The sequence below is a fragment of the Streptomyces sp. NPDC030143 genome (assembly GCF_055573695.1).
The window spans coordinates 682,402-705,267 of the sequence record NZ_JBVIAY010000002.1 but is presented as its reverse complement, the minus strand read 5'-3'; the positions used below and the strand labels follow the sequence as shown (position 1 = coordinate 705,267).

At 72.8% G+C, this 22,866-nt stretch carries 24 protein-coding genes; 4 read left to right on the top strand and 20 right to left on the bottom strand.

What is annotated here, in order from left to right; all coding sequences use genetic code 11:
- From ACZ4YY_RS06245 to ACZ4YY_RS06170, 16 genes are all read right to left on the bottom strand, one after another.
- Positions 1–260 (bottom strand): flavodoxin-dependent (E)-4-hydroxy-3-methylbut-2-enyl-diphosphate synthase (locus ACZ4YY_RS06245; RefSeq protein WP_468284323.1); only part of this gene is annotated, 260 nt, incomplete at its 3' end.
- 4 nt (positions 261–264) lie between these two features.
- Positions 265–1,287, bottom strand: a complete 1,023-nt coding sequence (gene hpnH, locus ACZ4YY_RS06240) for an adenosyl-hopene transferase HpnH (RefSeq protein ID WP_468284321.1) — start codon at positions 1,285–1,287, stop codon at positions 265–267.
- A gap of 5 nt (positions 1,288–1,292) precedes the next feature.
- Positions 1,293–1,934 (bottom strand): phosphorylase family protein, encoded by a 642-nt coding sequence (locus tag ACZ4YY_RS06235; protein WP_468284319.1) that lies wholly within the window; start codon positions 1,932–1,934, stop codon positions 1,293–1,295.
- Complete coding sequence (gene shc / locus ACZ4YY_RS06230) at positions 1,934–4,132, bottom strand: squalene--hopene cyclase (RefSeq protein WP_468284317.1); 2,199 nt, start codon at positions 4,130–4,132, stop codon at positions 1,934–1,936. Before shc ends, ACZ4YY_RS06235 begins: the two co-directional genes overlap by 1 nt.
- Before the next feature lie 119 nt (positions 4,133–4,251).
- Positions 4,252–5,316 (bottom strand): polyprenyl synthetase family protein, encoded by a 1,065-nt coding sequence (locus ACZ4YY_RS06225; protein ID WP_468284387.1) that lies wholly within the window; start codon positions 5,314–5,316, stop codon positions 4,252–4,254.
- A 74-nt stretch (positions 5,317–5,390) separates the two neighbouring features.
- Entirely contained in the window at positions 5,391–6,899 is a 1,509-nt protein-coding gene (hpnE, locus tag ACZ4YY_RS06220) for a hydroxysqualene dehydroxylase HpnE (RefSeq protein WP_468284315.1), read from the bottom strand.
- Entirely contained in the window at positions 6,896–7,048 is a 153-nt protein-coding gene (locus ACZ4YY_RS06215; protein ID WP_468284314.1) for a DUF6380 family protein, read from the bottom strand. The genes hpnE and ACZ4YY_RS06215 overlap by 4 nt, the downstream gene beginning before the upstream one ends.
- Complete coding sequence (gene hpnD, locus ACZ4YY_RS06210) at positions 7,048–7,998, bottom strand: presqualene diphosphate synthase HpnD (protein ID WP_468284312.1); 951 nt, start codon at positions 7,996–7,998, stop codon at positions 7,048–7,050. Before hpnD ends, ACZ4YY_RS06215 begins: the two co-directional genes overlap by 1 nt.
- Positions 7,995–8,927 carry a squalene synthase HpnC gene (gene hpnC / locus ACZ4YY_RS06205; protein WP_468284310.1) on the bottom strand — a complete coding sequence of 311 codons (933 nt, stop codon included), beginning with the start codon at positions 8,925–8,927 and terminating at the stop codon, positions 7,995–7,997. Before hpnC ends, hpnD begins: the two co-directional genes overlap by 4 nt.
- A gap of 330 nt (positions 8,928–9,257) precedes the next feature.
- Positions 9,258–10,037 (bottom strand): ABC transporter ATP-binding protein, encoded by a 780-nt coding sequence (locus ACZ4YY_RS06200; RefSeq protein ID WP_468284308.1) that lies wholly within the window; start codon positions 10,035–10,037, stop codon positions 9,258–9,260.
- A complete protein-coding gene (locus ACZ4YY_RS06195; RefSeq protein ID WP_468284306.1) occupies positions 10,030–10,959 on the bottom strand; it encodes an ABC transporter permease in 930 nt (309 codons plus the stop codon). The genes ACZ4YY_RS06200 and ACZ4YY_RS06195 overlap by 8 nt, the downstream gene beginning before the upstream one ends.
- A 97-nt stretch (positions 10,960–11,056) precedes the next feature.
- Entirely contained in the window at positions 11,057–11,929 is an 873-nt protein-coding gene (locus ACZ4YY_RS06190) for a glycosyltransferase family 2 protein (RefSeq protein ID WP_468284385.1), read from the bottom strand.
- A gap of 8 nt (positions 11,930–11,937) precedes the next feature.
- Entirely contained in the window at positions 11,938–12,717 is a 780-nt protein-coding gene (locus ACZ4YY_RS06185) for a CDP-alcohol phosphatidyltransferase family protein (RefSeq protein ID WP_468284304.1), read from the bottom strand.
- Positions 12,695–13,756, bottom strand: a complete 1,062-nt coding sequence (locus tag ACZ4YY_RS06180; RefSeq protein ID WP_468284302.1) for an iron-containing alcohol dehydrogenase family protein — start codon at positions 13,754–13,756, stop codon at positions 12,695–12,697. The genes ACZ4YY_RS06185 and ACZ4YY_RS06180 overlap by 23 nt, the downstream gene beginning before the upstream one ends.
- On the bottom strand, positions 13,744–14,496 hold the full coding sequence (locus tag ACZ4YY_RS06175) for a phosphocholine cytidylyltransferase family protein (RefSeq protein WP_468284300.1): 753 nt from the start codon (positions 14,494–14,496) through the stop codon (positions 13,744–13,746). The genes ACZ4YY_RS06180 and ACZ4YY_RS06175 overlap by 13 nt, the downstream gene beginning before the upstream one ends.
- Entirely contained in the window at positions 14,493–16,310 is a 1,818-nt protein-coding gene (locus ACZ4YY_RS06170; RefSeq protein ID WP_468284298.1) for a DUF5941 domain-containing protein, read from the bottom strand. The genes ACZ4YY_RS06175 and ACZ4YY_RS06170 overlap by 4 nt, the downstream gene beginning before the upstream one ends.
- Before the next feature lie 470 nt (positions 16,311–16,780).
- Between ACZ4YY_RS06170 and ACZ4YY_RS06165 the strand changes: the two genes are divergently transcribed.
- Positions 16,781–17,722 (top strand): cation diffusion facilitator family transporter, encoded by a 942-nt coding sequence (locus ACZ4YY_RS06165; RefSeq protein WP_468284296.1) that lies wholly within the window; start codon positions 16,781–16,783, stop codon positions 17,720–17,722.
- Positions 17,723–17,914: 192 nt separating this feature from the next.
- Complete coding sequence (idi, locus tag ACZ4YY_RS06160; protein WP_468284294.1) at positions 17,915–18,508, top strand: isopentenyl-diphosphate Delta-isomerase; 594 nt, start codon at positions 17,915–17,917, stop codon at positions 18,506–18,508.
- On the opposite strand, the gene ACZ4YY_RS06155 is transcribed toward idi, so the two are convergent.
- The gene (locus tag ACZ4YY_RS06155) at positions 18,483–19,145 is read right to left on the bottom strand and encodes an ATP-binding protein (protein ID WP_468284383.1); all 663 of its coding nucleotides are present in this window, start codon (positions 19,143–19,145) and stop codon (positions 18,483–18,485) included. The two genes, idi and ACZ4YY_RS06155, sit on opposite strands and share 26 nt — an antisense overlap.
- 174 nt (positions 19,146–19,319) lie before the next feature.
- Entirely contained in the window at positions 19,320–19,973 is a 654-nt protein-coding gene (locus tag ACZ4YY_RS06150; protein ID WP_468284292.1) for an HdeD family acid-resistance protein, read from the bottom strand.
- A 140-nt stretch (positions 19,974–20,113) separates the two neighbouring features.
- Between ACZ4YY_RS06150 and ACZ4YY_RS06145 the strand changes: the two genes are divergently transcribed.
- Complete coding sequence (locus ACZ4YY_RS06145; RefSeq protein WP_468284290.1) at positions 20,114–20,863, top strand: enoyl-CoA hydratase/isomerase family protein; 750 nt, start codon at positions 20,114–20,116, stop codon at positions 20,861–20,863.
- Here the strand turns inward: ACZ4YY_RS06145 and ACZ4YY_RS06140 are convergent.
- Entirely contained in the window at positions 20,850–21,485 is a 636-nt protein-coding gene (locus ACZ4YY_RS06140; RefSeq protein WP_468284288.1) for a DJ-1/PfpI family protein, read from the bottom strand. The genes ACZ4YY_RS06145 and ACZ4YY_RS06140 overlap by 14 nt on opposite strands.
- A gap of 86 nt (positions 21,486–21,571) precedes the next feature.
- Positions 21,572–22,531, bottom strand: coding sequence for a GlxA family transcriptional regulator (locus tag ACZ4YY_RS06135; protein ID WP_468284286.1), 960 nt, complete (start codon positions 22,529–22,531; stop codon positions 21,572–21,574).
- A gap of 151 nt (positions 22,532–22,682) precedes the next feature.
- Here ACZ4YY_RS06135 and ACZ4YY_RS06130 point away from each other — a divergent pair, with 151 nt between their 5' ends.
- Positions 22,683–22,814 carry an LPFR motif small protein gene (locus ACZ4YY_RS06130; protein WP_260844787.1) on the top strand — a complete coding sequence of 44 codons (132 nt, stop codon included), beginning with the start codon at positions 22,683–22,685 and terminating at the stop codon, positions 22,812–22,814.
- Positions 22,815–22,866 lie beyond the last annotated feature (52 nt).

The following is a 22,866-nucleotide window of genomic DNA, read 5'->3' as shown; positions in this document are numbered from 1 at the left end:
CGGGCGATCGTCGCCAGCGCGTCCGCGTCGTCCTGCGTGGGACACGCGACCCGGACGATCTGGCAGCCGGACGCCGTGAGCTCCGCGATCTGCTGGAGCGTGGCGCCGACGTCCGACGTATGGGTCGTCGTCATCGACTGCACCGACACCGGCGCGTCCCCGCCCACCGCCACGGAGCCGACCTGGATCCGCCGGCTCTTCCGGCGCTCGGCGACCGGCCGGACCGGCATCCCGGGAACGCCCGGGGAGACGGCCGTCACCGGGTCACCCCCGGTTCCCGGAGACCGTCTCGCGCATCGCGCGCAGCGACTCCTTCAGCGAGCCCATGGTGGCGAGGACGGCGGTCGGCTCGTAGCCGCAGTGCGCCATGCAGTTGGCGCACCGCGGGTCCTTGCCGCGGCCGTACCGGTCCCAGTCGGTGTCCTCGATGAGTTCGCGGTACGTCGGCACGTACCCGTCGCTCATCAGGTAGCAGGGGCGCTGCCAGCCGAAGAGCGAGTAGTTGGGGATCGCCCAGGCCGTGCACGGGAAGTCGACCCGGCCCTCCAGGAAGTCCAGGAAGAGCGGCGAGTGGTTGAGCCGCCAGCGGCTCCGGTTGCCGCCCGCGAAGGACTTCCGGAACAGCTCGCGGGTCTGCTCGACGCCCAGGAAGTGCTCCTGGTCGGGCGCCTTCTCGTAGGCGTAGGCCGGCGAGATCATCATCTCGTCCACCTCGAGGTCGTCGTTGAGGAAGTTGAGCACCTCGATGACGGTCTGCGGGGTGTCGGTGTTGAAGAAGGTGGAGTTGGTGGTGACCCGGAAGCCGCGCCGCTTGGCCTCCTTGATGGCCGCGACGGCCTCGTCGAACACGCCCTCCTTCGCCACCGACTCGTCGTGCCGCTCGCGCAGCCCGTCGATGTGCACGGCGAAGGCGAAGTAGCGGGAGGGCGTGAACCTGTCCATCTTCTTGCGCAGCAGCATGGCGTTGGTGCACAGGAAGACGTACTTCTTCCTCTGCACCAACTGCCGCACGATCTCGTCGATCTGGGGGTGCATCAGCGGCTCGCCCCCGGCGATGGAGACCATGGGGGCGCCCGACTCGAGCACCGCCCCCACGGCCTGGGCGACCGGCATGCGCTGCTTGAGCACTCCCGCCGGGTGCTGGATCTTGCCGCAGCCCTCGCACTTCAGGTTGCAGGCGAAGAGCGGTTCCAGCTCGACGATGAGTGGGAACTTGTCCCGCTTGCGGAGCTTCTGTTCAGCCAAGTATGTAGCGACCTTGATGGACTGGCGCAGCGGCATGGCCATCTGGCTCACCTCCGGGGGAGCAGCACGTTGCGGTGCCATTCGAAGAATGCAGGCAGGACGGAGCGAAGGACGCGGAAAGCCGATATTCCACCGCGTACCGTGCCGATCCGGACGAGTTCATGTTCAGGGGTGTCCACGACCACCCGGACGGCCGCAACGGGGCGTGTCCCCGCGCGGACGGCGCTCAGCAGCGTGGCGGCCGACTCCATGTCGACCGCGATGGCGCCCGTCGCGCCCAGCTCGGACCGCTCCGGCCCACGCACGACGTGGTCGGAGCCGGTCAGCGCCCCGGTGTGGACGGTGCGCCCGGGCAGGGTGCGCACGAGTTCCTTGACGAGCAGTTCGGTGCCGACGCACGGCACGGTGCCGCGCGGGTCGCGGGTTTCGTCGGCGACGACCAGGTCGCCGGGGTGCATTCCGGGGGCGAGTCCGGCGCAGAAGCCGGTGGCGAGGACGGCCGCAGCGCCGAGCACCGGGTCGGCGAGGACCCGGGTGACGGAGCGCTCGGCCGCCTTCGGCCCCATGCCGGTGCGCAGCACGGTGACCGGCCCGCCGGCCCCGCCGCGGTCGCCCAGGCGCAGGGCGAGGTGCTCGATGCCGAGCGCGCAGGCGATCAGCAGCGGGGTGGCGGCGGGCTGGGCGCTCATCAGCTGCCCTCGGCCTCGACGGGAGCCGGGGCGCAGGCCTCGACGGCCGTGTCGACGACAGCGGCGGGAGCAGACCCGAGGACCGACTCGACGACAGCCGGAGCGGGAGGCCCGACGACCGACTCGACGACAGCCGGAGCGGGAGGCCCGACGACCGACTCGACGACAGCCGGGGCGGGAGGCCCGACGACGGTTTCGGCGGCGGTCGCGTCCGGGGCCTTCGCGGCGAAGGGCTCCCCGTGGACGTACCGGCCGAGCGCGGTGAGGGGGAACACCTGGCGGTAGAGGTGGTAGTTGATGGAGAAGTCCCACGGGAAGCCGGTGCCGGTGAAGTGCGGCTCGTCCCACGAGCCGTCCTCCCGCTGGGTCCGCGCCAGCCAGGCGACGCCCCGCTCGACTGCCTTCGACTCCCGCTCCCCCGCCGCGAGCAGCGCCATCAGCGCCCAGGCCGTCTGCGAGGCGGTGGAGGCGCCCCGGCCGCTCCACCGGCCGGCGTCCTGGTACGAGCGCAGGTCCTCGCCCCAGCCGCCGTCGTCGTTCTGCACCCGCTCCAGCCAGGCCACCGCCCGCCGGATCGCCGGGTGGGAGACGGGCATCCCGGCCGCGACCAGGGCCGGCACCACGGACCCCGTGCCGTAGACGTAGTTCACCCCCCAGCGCCCGAACCACGAGCCGTCGGCCTCCTGTTCGGCGAGCAGCCACTCGATGCCCCGCCGGGTGCGCGGGTCGTGCGCGAGGCCCTCGACGGCGAGCATCTCCACGACGTGCGCGGTGACGTCCGCGGAGGGCGGGTCGATGACCTCCCCGAAGTCGCAGAACGGCAGCCGGTTGGGGAAGCGGCTGGTGTTGTCGACGTCGAAGGCGCCCCAGGCCCCGTTCCTCGACTGCATCCCGAGGTTCCAGCGCACCCCGCGCCCGATGGCCCGCTCGACCCGCTCGGGGTCGTGGTGCCTGACCCGGCGCAGTGCGAGGACCACCTCGGCGGTGTCGTCGATGTCGGGGTAGTTGTCGTTGTGGAACTCGAACGCCCAGCCGCCCGGCGGGAGGTGGGGTCTGCGCACGGACCAGTCGCCGGGACGCACCACCTGCTCGCCGAGCATCCAGTCGGCCGCCTTGACCAGTTGGGGGTGATCGGCGGGCACCCCCGCGTCGGCCAGCGCGATCGTGGCCAGGCAGGTGTCCCACACCGGCGACTGGCAGGCCTCGATCATCCGGGCCCCGTCCTCGCGCCAGACCGCGTACCGGTCCAGGGACTCGAGGCCGGCCCGCATCACCGGGTGCCGGAGGTCGTAGCCGAGCAGGTGCAGGGCGATGACCGAGTACACGGCCGGCGGCTGGATGCCGCCCCAGCAGCCGTCGTTCTCCTGGCGCTCGATGATCCAGCGGGCGGCGGAGTTCATGGCGGACCTGCGCAGCCGGCGCACCGCGACCGAGCGGTAGCCGCGCACGACCTTGTCCAGTCGCTGGAACAGCCCGTCCCAGCTGGTCACCGGGGCCAGGGGCCTGGGCGGGTTCGGTCGGGCCGGGTCTGTGTGCAGCTCGTCGAGCGGGAACGGCGCCGGACGCACCGGGCGTTTCGCGGAGACGACGGTCAGGGGGACGATGGTCTGCCGGGCCCAGCAGCCGAAGTTGTAGATGCTGAGCGGGAACCACTTGGGGAAGTACAGCAGTTCCGGAGGGAGTTCGGGCAGGTCCTCCCACTTCCACCAGCCGAACAGCGCGAGCCAGATCCGGGTGAAGACGCGGGCGGCGGCGATGCCGCCCCGGTCGCGGACCCAGGCGGAGGCCTTCGCCATGTGGGGGGCGTCGGGCGGGTCGCCGGCCAGGCGCAGGGCGACGTACGCCTCGACGGTGGCGGAGAGGTCGCCCGGGCCGCCGTGGAAGGTGGCCCAGGTGCCGTCCTCACGCTGCTCGCCCCGGATGAAGAGGGCGGCGGCACGCGTCGTCGACTCGTCGCGGATGCCCAGGAACTGACGGAGCAGCAGGTCCTCGGCGTCCATCGTGACGTTCGTCTCGAGGTCGCCCTTCCACCAGCCCTCGGCGTCCTGCCGGGCGAGCAGGAATCCGGTCGCGCGCCGCACGGCGCGCACGGCGGCTTCTTGTACCCCGGCCGCCCCGGGGGTGTCGATGTCGGTGTCGCTGGCCGCGGCAGCGCGGGGCGGCAGGGCCCCGGGGCTTCCGTCGGTCGTCGCTGTCATGGCTTCCCCTTCGTGCAGTGTGCATGTCGTTGCGTCTGCTGTGGGTCCGCCGTCGGCCGGTGCGTCTCGTCCCGCGACACCGGCCGGCGACTACGCGAGGGCTATTCGACCGATAGTGATCATCTCTTTCGTACGACGACGAAGTCGGCGAGCGCCGCGAACCGGTCCCGCACCTCGGCGGGCATGTCGACGGCGTTCAGCGCTTCGATGGCGATGGTGTGCTGACGGCGTGCCTCCTCGGCGGTCCACTCCCGGCCGCCCGCCTCCTCGATGAGGGCGGCGCGGGCCGCGAACTCCTCCTCGGAGAAGGTGTCGAAGTCGCTGCTCTTGGCGTCGGCGGCGAGCATCTCGCCGAGCTGCTCGGAGGCGGGGCCGCCCGCCGCGAGCGCGGCCACGACCGGCAGGGACTTCTTGCGCTGGCGCAGGTCGCTCCAGGTCTGCTTGCCGGTGGAGACCGGGTCGCCCCAGATGCCGAGCAGGTCGTCGACGGCCTGGAAGGCCAGGCCGAGGTGGTAGCCGTACCTCTCCAGGGTGTCGGCGGTGCGCTCGTCGGCGCCGCCGAGCACGGCGCCGATGGAGCTGGCGCAGGCCAGCAGGGCGCCGGTCTTGTTGCCCTCCATCTCCAGGCACTCCTCGACGCTGACGCGGTCGCGGTGCTCGTAGGAGATGTCCTGCGCCTGGCCGTCGATCAGGGCGCGGCTCGCGGTGGTCAGCCGGCGGGTGGCGCGCCCCGCCTCGACGGTCCCGAGCTCCAGGAGCACCTCGTTGGCCAGGGCGAACAGGGCGTCCCCGACGAGGATGGCCTGGGCGGGGCCGTGCACCTTCCACACGGTGTCGCGGTGGCGGCGCTGCTCGTCGCCGTCCATCAGGTCGTCGTGCAGCAGCGAGAAGTTGTGGACCAGTTCGACGGCGACCGCGCCCGGCACGCCCACCTCGGGCGCGGCACCGGTGACCTCGGCGGAGAGCACCGCGAGCGCGGGACGCACGGCCTTGCCGCCGTCGCCGTCGGTGGGGTTGCCGTGGGCGTCGATCCAGCCGAAGTGGTAAGCGGCGACCGTGTCCATGGGGGGTGCCAGGCGGTCGACGGCCGCCCGCAGCACCGGCGTGGCCAGGGTCCGGCCGCGCTCCAGCAGGGCGGTCACGTCCACCGCGGTCCTGCGGGCGGCCGGCGAGGCCGGGGGCACAGTGGGCACAGTTTCTCCTCTTGTCGCGGTGCCGGAGGGGGTGCGGAAACGTGCCGAGCCGTGCTGATCGAACGTCACCGGATCTCACCTCGCGGTGAGACGCCGGTCCCCTCCGGTTCTCGGCCGGGGGTCCGGGGGGCGGCCCCCGGGGCGATGCAGTACGCCGCCTCCTCGAAGGCGAAGAGGTGGCGGGGGCGGGGCCGGCCGAGGGCGCCGAGCGCGGCGTCCGCCGCACTCACGCCGCTGCGGACCGCACTCTCCATGGTCGCGGGCCACCCGGTGGCGGTCCACGCTCCGGCCAGGTACAGGCCGGGTGCCTTGGTGCGGGCGGCGGGCCGCAGACGCCCGACGCCGGGGGTGGGAGCGAAGGTCGCGGTGCGCTCCCGGGTCACGAAGAAGTCCCGCACGTGCGCGGCGCGCGTCCTCGGCAGCAGCCGCCGCAGTTCGGGCAGGTAGCGCTCGCGCAGCGCGGCCACGGGCAGGTCGATCTCGTCCTGCGCGGCCGACTGGGACAGCGCCAGGTACTGGCCCCGGTGCAGACCGGAGGCCTCGGTGCGGTCGAAGACCCACTGCACGGGCGTGCCGAGCGCGGCGAGGAACGGCACGTCGAGCACCTTGCGGTCGTAGACGACGTGCACGTTGAGGATCGGCGCGGTGCCGATCGCCGACAGCCGCTCGGGCGCGTCGAGCGCGCCGTCGGGCAGCAGGCCGTGCGCCTCGCGCTGGGGTACGGCGAGCACGACCGCGTCGGCGGCCAGCGTCCCGCCGGGCGTCCGGACGCTCCATCTGCCGCCGCCGTGCGCGCGGGAGTCGTACGCGAGGGAGGTGACACGGGTGCGGAGTTCGGTGCGCACGCCGGCGGCGTCGAGCGCCCTGCGGGCCAGCCGGTCGTGCAGTTCGCCGAGCGGGACGCGGGCCCAGCCGATGTCGGCCGCGCCCGGGTCGGACAGCAGACCGGTCTTGAACACCATCGCGGCGAGCGCGAGGGAGGTGTCGCCCGCGACCGCGTTGAGGGTGGCGACGCCGACCAGGTCCCACAGGGCCTCGACGGCGCGCGGCGACTGGCCGTGCGCGGTCAGCCAGCTGCCGAAGTCCTGGTCGTCCAGGGCCGGGTCGGCGAGGTCGAGGCCCCGCAGCGCGAGCGCGGCGCGGCCGACCCCGGCGCGTTCGGCGAGCGAGAGGTGCGGATACGTGGCGAGGCTGCGCCCGAGGTGGAGGGGGACGGGCAGCGCGTGGCGCCGCAGTCTGCCGAGCCGCCGCCCCTCGGGCCTGGCGACGTCGACGACGGGAACGTCGAGACGGTTCTGCAGCGGTGCCAGCGCACTGCCCCCGACGCGGTCGAGGAACCAGCGGTAGGCGGTGCAGCAGCGCAGGTAGACGTGCTGCCCGTTGTCGACGGTGAGCCCGTCGCGCCGGAAGGAGAACGCCAGGCCGCCGAGCCGGGGCCGGCCTTCGAGCAGGGTGACGCGCACCCCCGCGTCGGCGAGGGCGAGGGCGGCGGTGACACCGGCGATGCCGCCGCCGACCACGACGACGTCCCGTCCGGATGTCACCGGGGCGTGCGGGAGCGGCTCCTCGCTCATCGTGCTCCCTCCCCTGCGCGGCCGACGTGACGTGGGCACTGTGCACGGCGGGCCGTCGCAGTCAGGGACGCCGCGCCGCACCGGAGGGTTGCGTGCCGCTGTTCGCCGGTGTCGTCACCTCGCTCCACCGTGTCGCCCCGGATGTCCATCAGATGGGCCTCCGGACGGTCCGCCGGCTCGCGTGCCGGGTGTCCAGACCGGACAGTCCGCGCACGGCGACGTAGGCCTTCTCCCGGCCGGGCAGGGAGACCCGGCCGCGCAGGACGGCCTCGGGGTCGCGTTCGATGCGGTCGAGGAGGCGGCGGTAGATGCCGGCCATCGCCGCGACACAGGCGCCGCTGCGCCGGTCGAGCAGGGGCAGCAGCCGGTAGCCCTCGGCGAACAGGGCGCGGGCCCGGCGCACCTCGAAGTGCACGAGGCCCGCGAAGTCGGAGCCCTCCGGCGGCCGCGGCCCGTCGAACCCGGACGAGCAGCCGAACTTCGCGAGGTCGTCGGCCGGCAGGTAGGTGCGCCCGCCCGCGGCGTCCTCGCGGACGTCCCTGAGGATGTTGGTCAGCTGGAGGGCGAGCCCGAGGGTGTCGGCGTACTCCGGTGCGCGTTCGGCGCCGCGCGCCCCGGGTTCGGTGCCGAACACGCCGAGCGAGAGCCGGCCGATGGCGCCCGCGACGCACCGGCAGTACGTCTTCAGGTCGTCCCAGGTCTCGTACGTCTCGCCGCGCACGTCCATCAGGACGCCGTCGATCAGCTCGTCCAGGCCGCCCAGCGGGATCGGGAAGGTCCGCGCGGCGTGCGCGAGGGCGACGGCGACGGGATCGGTGTCGTCCTCCTCGACCTCGCCTGCCCGCACCCGGGTGAGCAGGGCCCGGGTGTCCTCGAGCCGGGCGATCTTGACGTCGCCGTCCAGGGCGCCGTCGCCGATGTCGTCGACGCGGCGCGAGAACGCGTACAGCGCGGACATCGCGCGCCGCTTCGGCGTCGGCAGCAGCCGGATGCCGTACGCGAAGTTGCGGGCCTGCCGTCCGGTGACGGTCTCGCAGTAGCCGTAGGCGGCGAGTACCGGTGCGGACGGGTGTGGCGGAGAGTCCACGGTCCGGGTCACCCCTCTCCTCGCAGGATCACGCCCGTCTCGCGCAGCAACCGGAGCTTGCCGGGCCGGGGCGGGCCGGGAAGGACGTCGTGATGGGCGGCGGCGATCGCGTGGAGGGCCGCCCGTCCCCCCGCCACGAAGCCCGCGAGCAGCAGCCTCAGCCTGCCGTGGACGCTGCCCACCAGCGGGGCGCCCTCGTCCAGCAGGGCGCGGGCGCGTTGCGCCTCGAAGGCGACCAGCGCGCGCACCGACGCGCTCGCCGTCGGCGCGGCGAGGTCCGTCTCCTGGACGTGGAAGCGCCTCATGTCGGCGGCGGGCAGGTAGACGCGGTCGCGTCCGAGGTCCTCGGCCACGTCCTGGAGGTGCTCGACGATCTGCAGCGCGGTGCAGACCGCGTCGGAGCGGCGGGTCCGCTCGGGGGACGTGGTGCCGGTGACGGCGAGGACGAGGCGGCCCACGGGGTTGGCGGACAGTTCGCAGTACGCGAGGAGGTCGTCGTAGGTCTCGTAGCGGGTGACGAGCTGGTCCTGGCGGTTGGCCGCGATCAGGCCGAGGAAGGGCTCGGGGGTGAGCCCGCCGCGTCGGACGGTGGGCTGGAGGCGGCGCAGCAGGGGGTGGCGGGGCGTGCCGGCGAAGACCCGCCGCAGATCGGCCTCGACGGCGTCCAGCAGGACGAGCCGGTCCTCGGCGTCGGTGGCCGGCACGCCGAGCGCCCGGGCGTCGGCGCCGCCGGGGGCGAGGTCGCCGTCGCCGATGTCGTCGACGAGCCGGGCGAAGCCGTAGACGGCCAAGAGGTCCTCGCGCCAGGCGCGGGGGAGGAAGAAGGGGGCCACCGGGAAGTTCTCGTCGGCGGCCTTGTCCAGGGTGCCGGGGCCGGACTCCCCGGTGCGCGACGCCGTCGTCGCGCTCACCGTCGGCTGCCCGGGGCAGGGACGGCGCATGCTGCGTTGAGCTGGGGAGTTTCCGTAGCCATTGCCGTCACATCTCCCGTTCTACACTGCCAACCCAATACGCACTATTTCGGACACGCCGCCCAGCCGCCCGCACAGCGGTGCGGTCGGGGGTGTCGCGCCTTATCGCCCCACTTGACGCGTTTCGGGACCGGTACAGCTTACGTTGTACAGCGCAGCGCGGACCGCGGGGGTGTCCCGCGGGTCACAACAACACACCGATCGGCGCCAAGCTTCCTGCGCCGGGCCGGAGTTGACGCTTTCTTTGCAGACGCAGGGCCCCACCGGTCGTCTCCGCGGCGGGGCCCTGGACGGTACGGGCTACTTGCCCGTGAACTTCTCGTACTCCTTGAGTACGTCCTCCGTCGGGCCGTCCATGCGCAATTCGCCGCGTTCCAGCCACAGGACCCGGTTGCAGGTGTCCCGGATCGACTTGTTGCTGTGACTGACCAGGAAGACCGTGCCGGCCTCCTTGCGCAGCTCCCGGATGCGCTGCTCGGACCGCACCTGGAACTTGCGGTCGCCGGTGGCCAGCGCCTCGTCGATCATCAGGACGTCGTGGTCCTTGGCGGCGGCGATGGAGAAGCGCAGACGGGCCTGCATGCCCGAGGAGTAGGTGCGCATCGGCAGGGTGATGAAGTCGCCCTTCTCGTTGATGCCGGAGAAGTCGACGATGCCCTGGTAGCGCTCCTTGATCTGCTCGCGGGACATGCCCATGGCGAGACCGCCGAGGATGACGTTGCGCTCGCCGGTGAGGTCGTTCATCAAGGCGGCGTTCACGCCCAGCAGCGAGGGCTGGCCGTCGGTGTAGACCCTGCCGCTCTCGGGCGGCAGCAGGCCGGCGATGGCGCGCAGCAGGGTGGACTTGCCGGAGCCGTTGGAGCCGATCAGGCCGATGGCCTCGCCGCGGTAGGCGACGAAGGAGACGCCCTTGACGGCGTGCACCTTGCGCACGCCGCGTTCCTCGCCGCGCTTGAGGATGCGGCTGAGGGCGGCGGTCGCGCTGCCCTTCCCGGTCTTGGCGCCGTTGACGCGGTAGACGATGTGGACGTCGTCCGCGATGACGGTGGGGACCCGCTCGACACTCTGGTCGTCAGCCACGGCCGTACCTCTCTTCCGCCTTCCAGAAGTACACGAACCCGCCGAACGCGAACAGCAGCGCCCAGCCGAGGGCGATGGCCCACACGTGGTCGGGGAGGTTCTCGGCGCCGTAGCCCTCGATGAGGGCGAAGCGCATCAGGTCCATGTAGACGGCGGTGGGGTTCCACTGCAGCACGGTCGCGATCCAGTCCGGCTTGTCCGCGAGGAAGACCGGGATGGAGAACATCACGCCGGACGCGTACATCCACGTGCGCATCACGAACGGCATCAGCTGCGCGAGGTCCGGGGTCTTCGCGCCGGCCCGGGCGAAGATCAGCGCCAGGCCGGTGTTGAAGCAGAACTGCAGGACCAGCACGGGGACGATCAGCGCCCACGAGGCGTCCGGGTAGCTGCCGAAGCCGATGGCCACCGCGAACAGCACGATCATCGAGAACAGCAGTTGCTGGAGCTGCTGGAGCGCGAAGGAGATCGGCAGCGAGGCGCGCGGGAAGTGCAGGGCGCGCACCAGCCCGAGGTTGCCGGAGATGGCGCGCACACCGCTCATGACGGAGCTCTGCGTGAAGGTGAAGACGAAGACGCCCGTGACCAGGAAGGGAATGTAGACGCTCTTCTCCATCCCGCGGCCCGCATCGAGGATCAGGCCGAAGACCGCGAAGTACACGGCCGCGTTCAGCAGCGGGGTGGCCACCTGCCACAGCTGGCCGAGCTTGGCCTGGCTGTACTGGGCGGTCAGCTTCGCCGAGGAGAACGCCAGGATGAAGTGGCGCCTGCCCCAGAGCTGGCGGACGTACTCCCGCAGCGTGGGCCGGGCGCCGCTCACGGCCAGCCCGTGCTTGGCGGCCAGCTGCGCCGCCGTGAGGCCCTCGTCGGGCGACGGAGGCACGCTCACCGCGACTCCGCCGTCATGCGTTGTCTCACTCACCAGTAGGAAACTTTCGTCTTCGGGATGCACAGCCTGAGGGGGTCTGGCATGAGCCGGGGGGGCCTCGGGACGCTCCGGGCCCTCGGGGACGAGCTTGTCAGATGACCGGAGGCCGGCCCAGTCGGGTCAGCCGCCACACCGTACGCCACTTCATGGGCCTGCGCGGTCCGCACGGTGTGGTCCACCCTTCCCGGAAGCCCCCGAGCCACGCCTTGAGCGCGGGGCGGGAGGGCCGGCGTGCCAGCGTGAGCAACAGCCAGACCCCGAGGTAGACCGGGACGAGGGGCGCGGGGAGGTTGCGGCGGGCCAGCCAGACGCGGTTGCGGGCGACCATGCGGTGGTAGACCGCGTGCCGCGAGGGCGCGGTCGTCGGGTGGTGCAGCACCATGTCGGACCGGTAGTCGATCATCCAGCCCGCGTCGAGGGCCCGCCATGCCAGGTCGGTTTCCTCGTGCGCGTAGAAGAATGCGTCCGGAAGCCCGCCGACTTCCGCGAAGACCCGGGTGCGGACGGCGTTGGCGCCGCCGAGGAAGGTGGTGACCCGGGAGGAGCGCATCGGGTCGGAGGCGCGCAGCCGCGGTACGTGGCGGCGCTGGGTGACACCGGTGTCGGGGTCGGCGATGCGGAAGCTGATGATGCCGAGCCTCGGGTCGGCCGTGAAGGCCTCGCGGCACAGCTCGGCGGTGTCGTGCCGGGCGAGCAGGCCGTCGTCGTCGAGGAAGAGCAGCACGTCGACGTCGCGGCCGCTGGGGCCGAAGGCCTCGACGCCGACGTTGCGGCCGCCGGGTATGCCGAGGTTCTCGGGCAGCTCGACGGTCCGCACGCCCTCGGGGACGTCGGGGACCGGCGAGCCGTTGCCGACGACGACCACCTCGACCGGGTCGCCCTTCTGCTCGACGACGGAGTCGATCAGTGCGCGCAGCTCGTCGGGGCGGTTGCCCATGGTGATGATCACCGCGCCGACCTTCATCCGCACGCTCACCGCAGCCTGCTCGACGCGAGGACGGACACCAGGTGCAGCAGCGTCTGCAGCAGCGCGATCCCGGCGAGTACGGCGGTGCCCAGGCGGGTGAGGAACAGGTCGCCCCTGGCCGCGTCGACGATCGCGAGCAGCAGGATCAGCAGGGACGCCTCGATGCCGAGGATCAGCCGGTGGAACTTGAGCGCGGCGGCGGCCCGGCGGGCCAGCGCCATGCCGGAGGAGCGCGGCTCGGCGGCGGCCTCCTTGACGGGCGGCAGGCCGCCCTGGTGGCGGGCGACGCCGACGAGGTCGGTCTCCGCCTTGATCAGGATCGCGCCGAGTGCGGCCAGCGTGCCGAGGAACGCCCACAGCCAGTCGATGCGGCCGGGGCCCCACAGGTCGGCGGCGCGCAGTCCGAGGCCGACCAGGACGGCGGCGTCGGTCAGGTAGGCGCCGACGCGGTCCAGGTAGACCCCGCCGAGCGAGTACTGCTTCTTCCAGCGCGCTATCTCGCCGTCCACGCAGTCGAGCAGCAGGTACAGCTGGACCATCACCACGCCGAGCACGGCCCCCGCGATGCCCGGCACGAGCAGGGCGGGGGCGGCGAGCACGCCGAAGACGGTCATCAGGTACGTGAGCTGGTTGGGCGTGACCCTGGTGTTGACCAGAAAGCGGTCGACCCGCAGGGACACCTCGCGCATGTAGAGGCGCCCTGCCCAGTGCTCACCGCTGCGTCGGTCCTTCACCCCCGGGGGATGGACGACCGGTCTGAGTTCAGCTACCGATGGCCTTGACATAGTCGGCGTAGACGTCCTTGATCTGTTCCGTCGTGAGGTCGAGGTGCTCGAGGATGGTGTACCGGCCCGGCCGGGTCTCCGGAGCGAACTCCACCACCCGCACGAACTCCTCCACCGTGAAGCCGATCTCCTGCGGCAGCACCGGCAACCCGTGCCGGCGCAGCACCCCCGCCATGTGCACCGACTCCTCATGCGCCCCCCGCAGATACATCGCGAACGCCGCACCCAGCCCGCACTGCTCCCCATGCGCCGCCGCCCGCCGCGGAAACAGCAGATCGAACGCATGGTTGATCTCATGACACGCACCCGACGACGGCCGCGAGTCCCCCGACACCGACATCGCGATCCCGCTCAGCACCAACGCCTCCGCCAGCACCTGCAGAAAACCGGTGTCCCCCACCCCACCCGGATGACGCAGCACCGCCTCACCCGCCTGCCGCGCGATCGCCGCCGCCAGACCGTCGATCTTCTCCCCCGTCACCCGATGCGACAGCTCCCAGTCCGCGATCGCCGACACGTTCGACACCGCATCACCGATCCCCGCCCGCACGAACCGCACCGGCGCCGCCCGGATCACCTCCAGATCGATCACCACCGCGATCGGATTCGGCACCCCGTACGAACCCCGCCCCGCATCGTTGTCCAACGTCGCCACCGGCGAACACAACCCGTCATGCGCCAGATTCGTCGGCACCGCCACCAACGGCAACCCCACCCGCGCCGCCGCGAACTTCGCACAATCGATGATCTTCCCCCCACCCAGACCCACAACCGCCTCATACCGCCCGGCCTTGATCTCCCCCGCCAGCCGGACCGCGTCGTCCAACGTCCCCCCACCGACCTCACACCACGTCGCACCCGGCATCAACGGCGCCAGCCGCTCCCGCAACCGCGCCCCCGACCCGTCACTCACCGCGATCGCCAACCGCCCCGACCGCGAAATCCGCTCATCCGCCAACACCCCACCCAGATCGTCCAGTGCACCCTCACGGATGTCCACCACGACCGGCGAGGGAATCAAACGCGTCAGTACCGGCACGCGATCTCCCGACCCCGCGCCAGATCGTCATGATTGTCGATCTCCACCCAGTCCACCTGACCGATCGGGGCCACGTCGATCCGCACACCCCGCTCCACCAGCTCCTGGTAACCGTGCTCGTAGAACTGCTGCGGATCGGCCTGCCACACCGCCCGCAACGCATCGGCCAGCTCCGCCGCCACCCCACCCTCGATCAACGTCACACCGATGTACTCACCACTGGCCTCGGCCGGATCCATCAGCTTCGTGATCTTCGTCAACCCCCGCTCCGGATCCACGACGACCTTCATCTCCTCGTCCGCCAGCTTCTTCACCGTGTCCACCGCGAGGATGATCCTGCGGCCCTCACCCCGGGCCGCCAGCAACGCCCGCTCCACCGACACCGGATGCACCGTGTCACCGTTGGCCAGGATCACCCCGTCACCCAGCACCCCCCGGCCACACCACAACGAATAGGCGTTGTTCCACTCCTCCGCCCTGTCATTGTCGATCAACGTCAGCTTCAGCCCGTACTTCGCCTCCAACGCCGCCCGCCGCTCGTACACCGCCTCCTTGCGGTACCCCACGATGACGGCAACCTCCGTCAACCCGATCTCGGCGAAGTTGCCCAACGTCAGATCCAGGACCGTGGGCTCCCCCTCGACACCCTCGGGCCCCACCGGCACCAGCGCCTTCGGCAGGGTGTCGGTGTAGGGGCGCAGACGCCGTCCGGCGCCGGCCGCCAGCACGAGGCCGATCATGCGAGTTCTCCTTCGTCGTGTACGGCGGGCGCGCCGCCCTTGTGGGCGGACACCCAGAAGCGGATGCTCTCGGCGAGCACCACGAGGGCCACGGCCACGGCGAGCACCGTGAGCGCGACGGTGAACTGCGCGGCGGTCAGCACCGCGGCCAGGACGGTGACGACCAGCGCCCGCCCTTCCTGGCCCCCGATGACGCGCACCAGCCAGGCCGGCGGCGCGCCGGCGTCACCGCGGATGCGGTACACCGTGTCGTAGTGATGGTAGGCGACGGCGGCCACCAGCCCGAAAGCCGCCGGAAGCGCGCCGTCCGCGTCTGCCCGGGCCGCCACGGCGAGCACGGTGGTGTACTCGGCCGTCCGGAAGAAGGCCGGGACGAGCCAGTCCAGGGAGCCCTTGAGGGGCCGGGCGACGGCCAGGCCCGAGGCGGCGGCGTGGACGAGTGCGGCGACGACGGGCCAGGGGCTGCCGTAGTCGGTCAGCGCGGCCGTGGCGACGACGGCGATGCCGCCGAGGAGGGCGACGGCGGGGGCGGCGAGCCCCGGCAGCCGGCGCGCGGGGTCGCGGAACGCCGTCGCGAGCCCTTCGGCGAGCGGGCCGCAGTCCGCGAAGTCGGCGAGGGCCCGTGCGGCCCGGTCGGTGCGCCGCGCCCGTCGGGTCAGCGAGCGCAGGACGCGGCCCGCCGTGGTGTAGGCGGCGGCGAAGGCACAGCCGGCCAGCAGGACGCAGAAGGTGACGCGGGGGGTGGTGGCCGCGGTCAGGACGGCCATCAGGGCCCAGCGTTCGCCGATGGGCAGCACGATCATCCGGCGCACCCAGACGGTCCAGCCGATGCTGTCCACCCGGTCGGAGAGGGCGGCGGTGGGGCTGGTCTCGGCGTCGGCGTCCTGGTTGGCCTCGGTGAAGCAGAAGTCCACGACGTGCCGGCAGGTCTGCAGGGCCATCAGGCCGAGGGCGAGGGCCCACACGTCGTCGCCGCCCCGCGCGGCCCCCAGGGCGAGGCCCGCGTAGTAGGCGTACTCCTTGGCCCGGTCGAAGGTGGCGTCCAGCCAGGCGCCGAGGGTGGAGTACTGCAGGGAGTAGCGGGCGAGCTGGCCGTCGGTGCAGTCCAGGACGAACGAGACGATCAGCAGGACGCCGGCCGCGACGAACCCGCCGCGCGAGCCGGTGGCCGCGCAGCCGGCCGCGACGAGCGCGGTGAGCAGCGAGGCGGTGGTGACCTGGTTGGGGGTGAGACCGCGCCTGGCGCACCAGCGGGCGATGTGCCGCGAGTAGGGGCTGATGAAGAACGTGGTGAAGAAGCCGTCGCCGGCCTTGACGGCCGACTTCAGGCGTACGGCCTCGTCGTCGACGGCGGAGACGGCCTGCCGTGCCTCGTTGCGGGCCTGCGGGTCGGCGGGGACGGCGGCGACCAGGCTGCCGAGCTCGGGCCGGTGCACGCCGGCGCCGTCGGCGTCCAGGGCGGCGACGACGCGGTCGGCGAGGCTGCCGACGACGAGCGCGGTGCCGCCGCTCGCCGAGTTCTCCCGGGCCAGCGCGCGGGTCAGGGCCCGGCGGCCGGCCGGCTGGGCGGTGACGGCGCCGGGGATCGCGGCGAGCGGGAAGCGGGGGTCGGTGAGGCCGAGGCGCAGCGCGTGCAGGTGGCCGACGAAGTGTGCGTCGACGACGGCCACGCGCTGGTCGGCCGGGACGGCGGCGAGGAGGGTCTCCGCGTCGGCGGCGTCGGCGGCGCCGCGCACGTCGAAGCCGAGGGAGCGCAGGTCGCCCTCGATCGACGATCCCGGTACCGGCTGACCGGTGAGGATGGCGGTCGGCAACCGAACTCACTCCCTGGGTCCCGACGCGTCCGCGTCGGTCGTCTGCATGGTGCGGGCGCCCCTTGGCGGCACCAGGCGGGCGGCATGTCGGCAGAGGCTATCGGATGCCCGGAAGCCCGTGTTCACCGGCCGTTCAGGCGCCGGTCGAGACGGTCCGCGGCGCGGTGGGACCGGCCTGTGCCGAGATCATCATCGGGGATCGGCGGCCCCGCCCACAAACCGCGCCCCACAGACCCGACATCCGGGACATCGCGCCGGGCGTCCGGGCTCGGGCGGTCGGCCCCGGTCCGGCGCGGCACCGGTCCGGACCGGGCGGTCGCCACGGTCGGCACACACCTGGAGGACGCCCTGACCTGCGATTCGTTTCCGCAGGTCAGGGCATATGACAACGGTGTTCAGTGCCGCGTTGCCGGATACCCCCCACCCGTAGTTCACTGAAGGCCCGAGCGGATCACAGGAGGCTGTTTCTCATGGGGGCTGGGCACGACCACGGCCACGGGCACGCCCACGCGCCGACGACCGGCACGGCCGCGGCCGCCTACCGCGGGCGGCTGCGCGTCGCGCTGTCGATCACGCTCACCGTCATGGTGGTCGAGATCGTCGGAGGACTGCTCGCCGACTCCCTCGCCCTGATCGCGGACGCGGCGCACATGGCCACCGACGCGGTCGGCCTGGGCATGGCGCTGCTCGCCATCCACTTCGCCAACCGCCCGCCGAGCGCCCGCCGCACCTACGGCTACGCCCGCGCCGAGATACTGGCCGCCCTCGCCAACTGCCTGCTGCTGCTGGGGGTGGGCGGCTACGTCCTGTACGAGGCGGTTCAGCGCTTCCTCACGCCCGCGCCCACCGAGGGCGGGCTGATGATCGTGTTCGGTGCGATCGGCCTGGTCGCCAACACCGTCTCGCTCACGCTGCTCATGCGCGGCCAGGCGGAGAGCCTGAACGTGCGCGGCGCGTTCCTGGAGGTGGCCGCCGACGCGCTCGGGTCGGTCGCGGTGCTCCTCTCGGCGGTCGTGATCCTCACCACCGGCTGGCAGGCCGCCGACCCGGTCGCCTCACTCGTCATCGGCCTGATGATCGTCCCGCGGACCGTGAAGCTGCTGCGCGAGACGTTGGACGTGCTGCTGGAGGCGGCGCCGAAGGACGTCGACATGGCGCAGGTGCGGGCCCACATCCTCGCCCTCGACGGGGTCGAGGACGTGCACGACCTGCACGCCTGGACGATCACCTCCGGGATGCCGGTGCTCTCGGCGCACGTGGTGGTGAGTTCGGACGTGCTCAACGCGATCGGTCACGAGAAGATGCTGCACGAGCTCCAGGGCTGCCTGGGCGACCATTTCGACGTGGCGCACTGCACCTTCCAGCTGGAGCCGGTCGGGCACGCGGAGCACGAGGCCCGCCTCTGCCACTGAACGGCGGTCGCCGCCGGGGGCCTTCCCGAATCGGACAATCGTTCCGTACGGTTCTCCGCCCGCCCCGCCGGGCAAGATCGCAGCCGGGGCCCGGCCGCCGTGCGCGGGACATGCGGGCGGGCGCGCGAAGCGCCGGAAGCGCCGCTCCCGTACGGCAGACTGGGGGCGCGAGGACCGATGCTAAGGATGGGTATGCCGATCACACCTGCCACCGCGACGCCCGGCTCGTCGAGCGGCGCCGCGGACGCGATCTTGCTGGAACTGGTCGACGAGAACGGTGTGACCATCGGGACCGCGGAGAAGCTCGCGGCCCATCAGCCGCCCGGACGGCTGCACCGCGCGTTCTCCGTTTTCCTCTTCGACGAGCGGGGGCGGCTGCTGCTCCAGCAGCGGGCGCTCGGCAAGTACCACTCCCCCGGTGTGTGGTCCAACACGTGCTGCGGTCACCCCTACCCCGGCGAGGCGCCCTTCGCGGCGGCCGCGCGGCGCACGTTCGAGGAGCTGGGCGTGTCCCCGTCGCTGCTCGCGGAGGCCGGCACGGTCCGCTACAACCATCCGGACCCGGCGTCGGGGCTGGTGGAGCAGGAGTACAACCACCTGTTCGTGGGGCTGGTGCAGTCCCCGCTGCGGCCGGACTCCGAGGAGGTCGGCCGGACGGCCTTCGTGACCCCGCCCGAGCTGGCCGAACGGCATGCGAGGGACACCTTCTCGGCCTGGTTCATGACCGTGCTGGACGCGGCCCGTCCGGCCGTGCGGGAGCTCACGGGTCCGTCGGCCGGCTGGTGACCGGGAACGCGGCGGGCTTCAGCGGCAGGGCGGCCCAGATGACCTTGCCGCCGCTCGCCGTGTGCTCGACGTCGCACACCCCGCCCGCCTCCCGGGCGACCTCGCGGACCAGGAGCAAGCCGCGGCCGCCGGTGCGCGCGTGGTCGGTCTCCAGGGCGGTCGGGCGGTAGGGGTGCTCGTCCTCCACGGAGACCCGCACCCACTCGGCTCCGACGGCCACCTCCACCGCCAGCGTCGGGGACAGCAGCGCCGCGTGCCGTACGGCGTTGGTCACCAGCTCGGAGACGATCAGCAGGAGGCCGTGGGCGACGTCCTCGCAGACCGGCACGCCCTGCCGGTACAGCAGGTCGCGCACGGCGTGTCGCGCCTGCGGGACCGAGGCGTCCACGGCGGGGGCGGTGAACCGCCAGACGCCCTCGTAGGGAAGCGGTCGCGCCACCGTGTCCTCGCGGGGAAGCGGTCGCGCCGCAGTGTCCTCGGGGGGAAGCGGTCGCGCCGCTTTCCTCTCGGGGGGAAGGAATCGCGCCACTCCGTGCTCGTAGGGGAGCGGTTGCGGCACTCTGTCCTCGTCGGGTCCGGCAGGGGCGCCCCCGTCGTCCGCCGGGTGTGGGCCGGGCCCGCGCCCGTGGTCGTCCATCGTCCGGTCGCCACCCTCGCGCTCGATTGTCACCACACGTCGAGTCTTGACAACGGGCGGCCACCCGCCCCGGGACTGAACACAAGTCAGCGGTTTTCGAGCGTTCACGACCGTCGACGCACGAGGCGATGACGGGAGCGACCGCTCCTGTCCCGTCCGTGCCACGTTCGCGCACTATTCGGGTTGTACGGATTTGCGGTGCCGTTCCTCCGTTCCGTCCCCGGGGCCGGCGGTCCCCGGGGACGCGTCCGTGCCCAGCCGTTCCGCGACCAGCCCCACGATGCGCCGGCCGCCGAAACCGGTGGCGAGCAGACCGAGACCGTCGAAGAGCAGGGCGAGGGAGAAGAAGCAGCCGATGACGTACTGGCTGCTGCTCGGCCAGTCGATCAGCACGAGGATGCCCAGGAGCAGGTCGAAGGCGCCCAGCACCAGCGTCCAGCCGAACTGCGGGCCACGCACGACCAGGCTGCCGACCAGCCGGAAGAGGCCGCCGGTGAGGAAGAGCAGGGCGGCGAACATGGTGAGCGCGGCGGCGGTCGCGTCGGGCCTGCGGATGATCACCACGCCGGCGGCGATGTTCAGGGCGGCGACGATGACCCCGAGCCAGAAGAAGTTGCTGCCGCGCGCCTGGACGGCGTGCAGCAGACCGACCGCGCCGCCGATCAGCAGCAGCCAGCCGAACAGCAGCATCGAGGTGAGCGTGGCGAACCCGGTGTAGAGGAGGCCGACCAGCCCGGCGACGACCAGGACGGTGCCGAGCACCGCGAGCCAGCCGAAACCCCTCTGCAGCTTCGCCGCCTCGTCCCGGGGCGGGGTGGACGCGGCCATGGGCGCCTCCTCACGTGCGTTCCTCTTCCCTCCCCTGTGTGCCCCCGATGGGGTCGCACTCACCGGGACGCGCGCGAGCGGGTCGCACGCACCGGGAGGTGCGCGATCGGTGGGGCGGGCGGCCGGTTAGCATCCGGCCCATGGAGCCCGAACTGCTGTACGGCGTCACGGACGCGGTCGCCACCGTCGTCCTGCACCACCCGGCCAAACGCAACGCCATGACGGCCGCCATGTGGCGGGCGCTGCCGCCGCTGCTGGAACAGCTCGCCGCCGACCCCGGGGTGCGGGTTCTGGTGGTGACCGGCGCGGGCGGCACCTTCTGCGCGGGCGCCGACATCTCCACGCTCCAGGGGTCCGCGCGGGAGGCGCAGGAGCTGGCGGTGCGGGCCGAGGAAGCACTCGCCGCCTTCCCGAAGCCGACGCTGGCGGCGGTGAAGGGCCACTGCGTGGGCGGCGGCGCCCAGCTCGCGGCCGCCTGCGACCTGCGCTTCGCCGAGGAGGGCGCGCTGTTCGGGGTGACGCCCGCGAAGCTCGGGATCGTCTACCCGTCCTCGGCGACCCGCCGGCTGGTGGCGCTGGTGGGTCCGGCCACCGCCAAGTACCTGCTGTTCTCCGGGGAGTTGATCGACACCGGGCGGGCCCTGCGCACGGGCCTGGTCGACGAGGTGCTGCCGGCCGGGGAACTCGACGAGCGCGTCGCGGAGTTCACCGGCGTGCTGGTGTCCCGCTCGCAGCTGACGCAGGCCGCCGCGAAGGAGTTCGCCGACGGCCGCACCGACCGGGACGCCCACTGGGCGGCGCAGGCGCGCGGCAGCGGCGATACCGCGGAGGGCGTCGCCGCGTTCCTGGAGCGCAGGGAGCCGCGCTTCACGTGGACTACGTCAGGATGAAGCGGCTGTGCGCCCTGAGCGTGTCGACGATCTCCGCGGGCGCCTTCTGCGGCGATCCGGCGTCGTAGGGCGGCTGCGGGTCGTACTCCGTGGCCAGTTGCACGGTCCGGGCGACGGTGTCGCCGGCGATGCGGCCCAGCAGGGTGAGGCCCATGTCGATGCCGGAGGAGACGCCGGCCGCGGTGACGTACTTGCCGTCGGTGACGACGCGCTCCCCCGTGGGGGCGGCCCCGAAGCGCTCGAGCTGCTCCAGGGCCAGCCAGTGGCAGGTGGCCCGGCGTCCGTTCAGGAGTCCGGCCGCGGCGAGCAGCAGGGAGCCCGTGCACACGGAGGTCGTCCAGGTGCTGGTGGCGTCGGCGGCGCGCAGCCAGTCCAGCAGGGGCGCGTTGTCCATCTGGGCGGTCTGGCCGGGGCCGCCCGGCACGACCACGATGTCGGGACGCGGCACCTCGCCCAGGGTCCGGTCGGCGACCAGGGCGAGGTTGCCGGTGTCGGTGCGCAGCGGACCGGTCCGCTCGGCGACGAAGACGGTCTCCGCACCCGGGAGACGGCCGAGCGTCTCGTAGGGGCCCACGGCGTCGAGGGCGGTGAAGCGGTCGAAGAGGACGATGGCGATCTGCACGGGCTTCCCTTCGTCGGGGGGCGTTGTTTCCTCGCGGCCGGTCGGCGGGCCCGGCTCCGGTCGGTCGTGGGGTCCCTCGTGGCCGGTCATCGGGGGTGGGCGGGGCGGAAGCGGCGGCGGTATTCGGCCGGGGAGGTGCCGAGGGCCCTGAGGAAGGCGCGGCGCATGGCCTCGGGGGTGCCGTAGCCGCTGGCGCGGGAGACCTCCTCGACGCCGCCCCCGGTGTCCTCCAGCAGGCGCCGGGCGTGTTCCAGGCGGACCCGGTCGACGTAGCGGCCGGGAGTCGTGCCGGTCTCGTCGCGGAAGGCGCGGGCGAAGTGGCGGGGCGACAGCCGGGCGCGGGCGGCGAGGGACTCGACGCTCAGGTCGGCCGCGGGGTGCTCGCTGATCCAGCGCTGGACGTCCCGCAGGGGCTCGCGCCGGGCCGTCTGGGCGGCGAGCTGGGCGCTGAACTGGGCCTGGTTGCCGGGGCGGCGCAGGAAGACGACCAGGTGGCGGGCGATGGTCAGCGCCACCTCCCGGCCGAGGTCCTCCTCGACCAGGGCGAGGGCCAGGTCGATACCGGAGGTGACCCCGGCCGAGGTGTGGACCTTGCCGTCCCGCACGAAGATCGGATCAGGGTCGACCTCGACGGCCGGGTGGTCGCGCGCGAGCTTGTCGCAGTACCCCCAGTGGGTCGTCGCCCGGCGACCGTCCAGCAGCCCCGCCTGGGCAAGCAGGATCGCGCCGGTGCACACCGACACGAGGCGCTCGGCGCGGGGCGCGCGTCCCCGCAACCAGTCGGTCAGCCGCCGGTCCGGGCTGCGGGTGCCCTGCCCGCCCGGAACGAGGAGGGTGTGCGGGTCGGGCGCCTCGCCGAGGGCCCCGTCCGCGACGAGGGTCAGGCCGCTCGAGGTGCGCACGGGGCCGCCGTCCAGCGAGGCCGTGCGCAGGCGGTAGCTCCCCGGGGTGTGCTGCTCGGCCCCCGCGAAGACCTCCACGGGACCGGTGACGTCGAGGCTCTGGACGCCGTCGAAGAGGACGACGAGGACGGTTCGCTGGGCCATGCGGTCGATTCTTCGGCGATCCCCGCGGGGCCGCAATGACCGGTTCCCCACCTTTCCTGCCGTCGCGGGAAAGCCGACGGGCATGTCCCGGCGTCGCGGAGGTACCCGCTCAGCACCGGCCACCGCGGCCGGTGAGAGAGAGGAGAACCACGTGTTCCGAGCCATCGCGGACGTCCTGCGCCAGATCGGCGGCGCCATCGCCACCGTCGTGACGCTGCCCTTCCGGGCCCTGGCCCGCCTCTTCGGCGGAGCCTCGGGCTCCGCGCGCGGCCACCGGGCCTGAGGCCCGCCGCGCACGGCGCCCTGATCCCCGAGTGTCGGTGCCGCCTGCCACA

Excerpts from the sequence above, each read along its gene's own strand:
- ACZ4YY_RS06135 (WP_468284286.1), bottom strand. The coding sequence starts at position 22,531 with ATGGCCCAGCGAACCGTCCTCGTCGTCCTCTTCGACGGCGTCCAGAGC.
- hpnE (WP_468284315.1), bottom strand. The coding sequence starts at position 6,899 with ATGAGCGAGGAGCCGCTCCCGCACGCCCCGGTGACATCCGGACGGGAC.
- idi (WP_468284294.1), top strand. The coding sequence starts at position 17,915 with ATGCCGATCACACCTGCCACCGCGACGCCCGGCTCGTCGAGCGGCGCC.
- ACZ4YY_RS06150 (WP_468284292.1), bottom strand. The coding sequence starts at position 19,973 with ATGGCCGCGTCCACCCCGCCCCGGGACGAGGCGGCGAAGCTGCAGAGG.
- ACZ4YY_RS06145 (WP_468284290.1), top strand. The coding sequence starts at position 20,114 with ATGGAGCCCGAACTGCTGTACGGCGTCACGGACGCGGTCGCCACCGTC.
- ACZ4YY_RS06215 (WP_468284314.1), bottom strand. The coding sequence starts at position 7,048 with ATGGACATCCGGGGCGACACGGTGGAGCGAGGTGACGACACCGGCGAA.
- ACZ4YY_RS06155 (WP_468284383.1), bottom strand. The coding sequence starts at position 19,145 with ATGGACGACCACGGGCGCGGGCCCGGCCCACACCCGGCGGACGACGGG.
- shc (WP_468284317.1), bottom strand. The coding sequence starts at position 4,132 with ATGACAGCGACGACCGACGGAAGCCCCGGGGCCCTGCCGCCCCGCGCT.
- ACZ4YY_RS06235 (WP_468284319.1), bottom strand. The coding sequence starts at position 1,934 with ATGAGCGCCCAGCCCGCCGCCACCCCGCTGCTGATCGCCTGCGCGCTC.
- hpnC (WP_468284310.1), bottom strand. The coding sequence starts at position 8,927 with ATGCGCCGTCCCTGCCCCGGGCAGCCGACGGTGAGCGCGACGACGGCG.
- ACZ4YY_RS06175 (WP_468284300.1), bottom strand. The coding sequence starts at position 14,496 with ATGATCGGCCTCGTGCTGGCGGCCGGCGCCGGACGGCGTCTGCGCCCC.
- ACZ4YY_RS06165 (WP_468284296.1), top strand. The coding sequence starts at position 16,781 with ATGGGGGCTGGGCACGACCACGGCCACGGGCACGCCCACGCGCCGACG.
- ACZ4YY_RS06190 (WP_468284385.1), bottom strand. The coding sequence starts at position 11,929 with ATGAAGGTCGGCGCGGTGATCATCACCATGGGCAACCGCCCCGACGAG.
- hpnH (WP_468284321.1), bottom strand. The coding sequence starts at position 1,287 with ATGGCCATGCCGCTGCGCCAGTCCATCAAGGTCGCTACATACTTGGCT.
- ACZ4YY_RS06185 (WP_468284304.1), bottom strand. The coding sequence starts at position 12,717 with ATGTCAAGGCCATCGGTAGCTGAACTCAGACCGGTCGTCCATCCCCCG.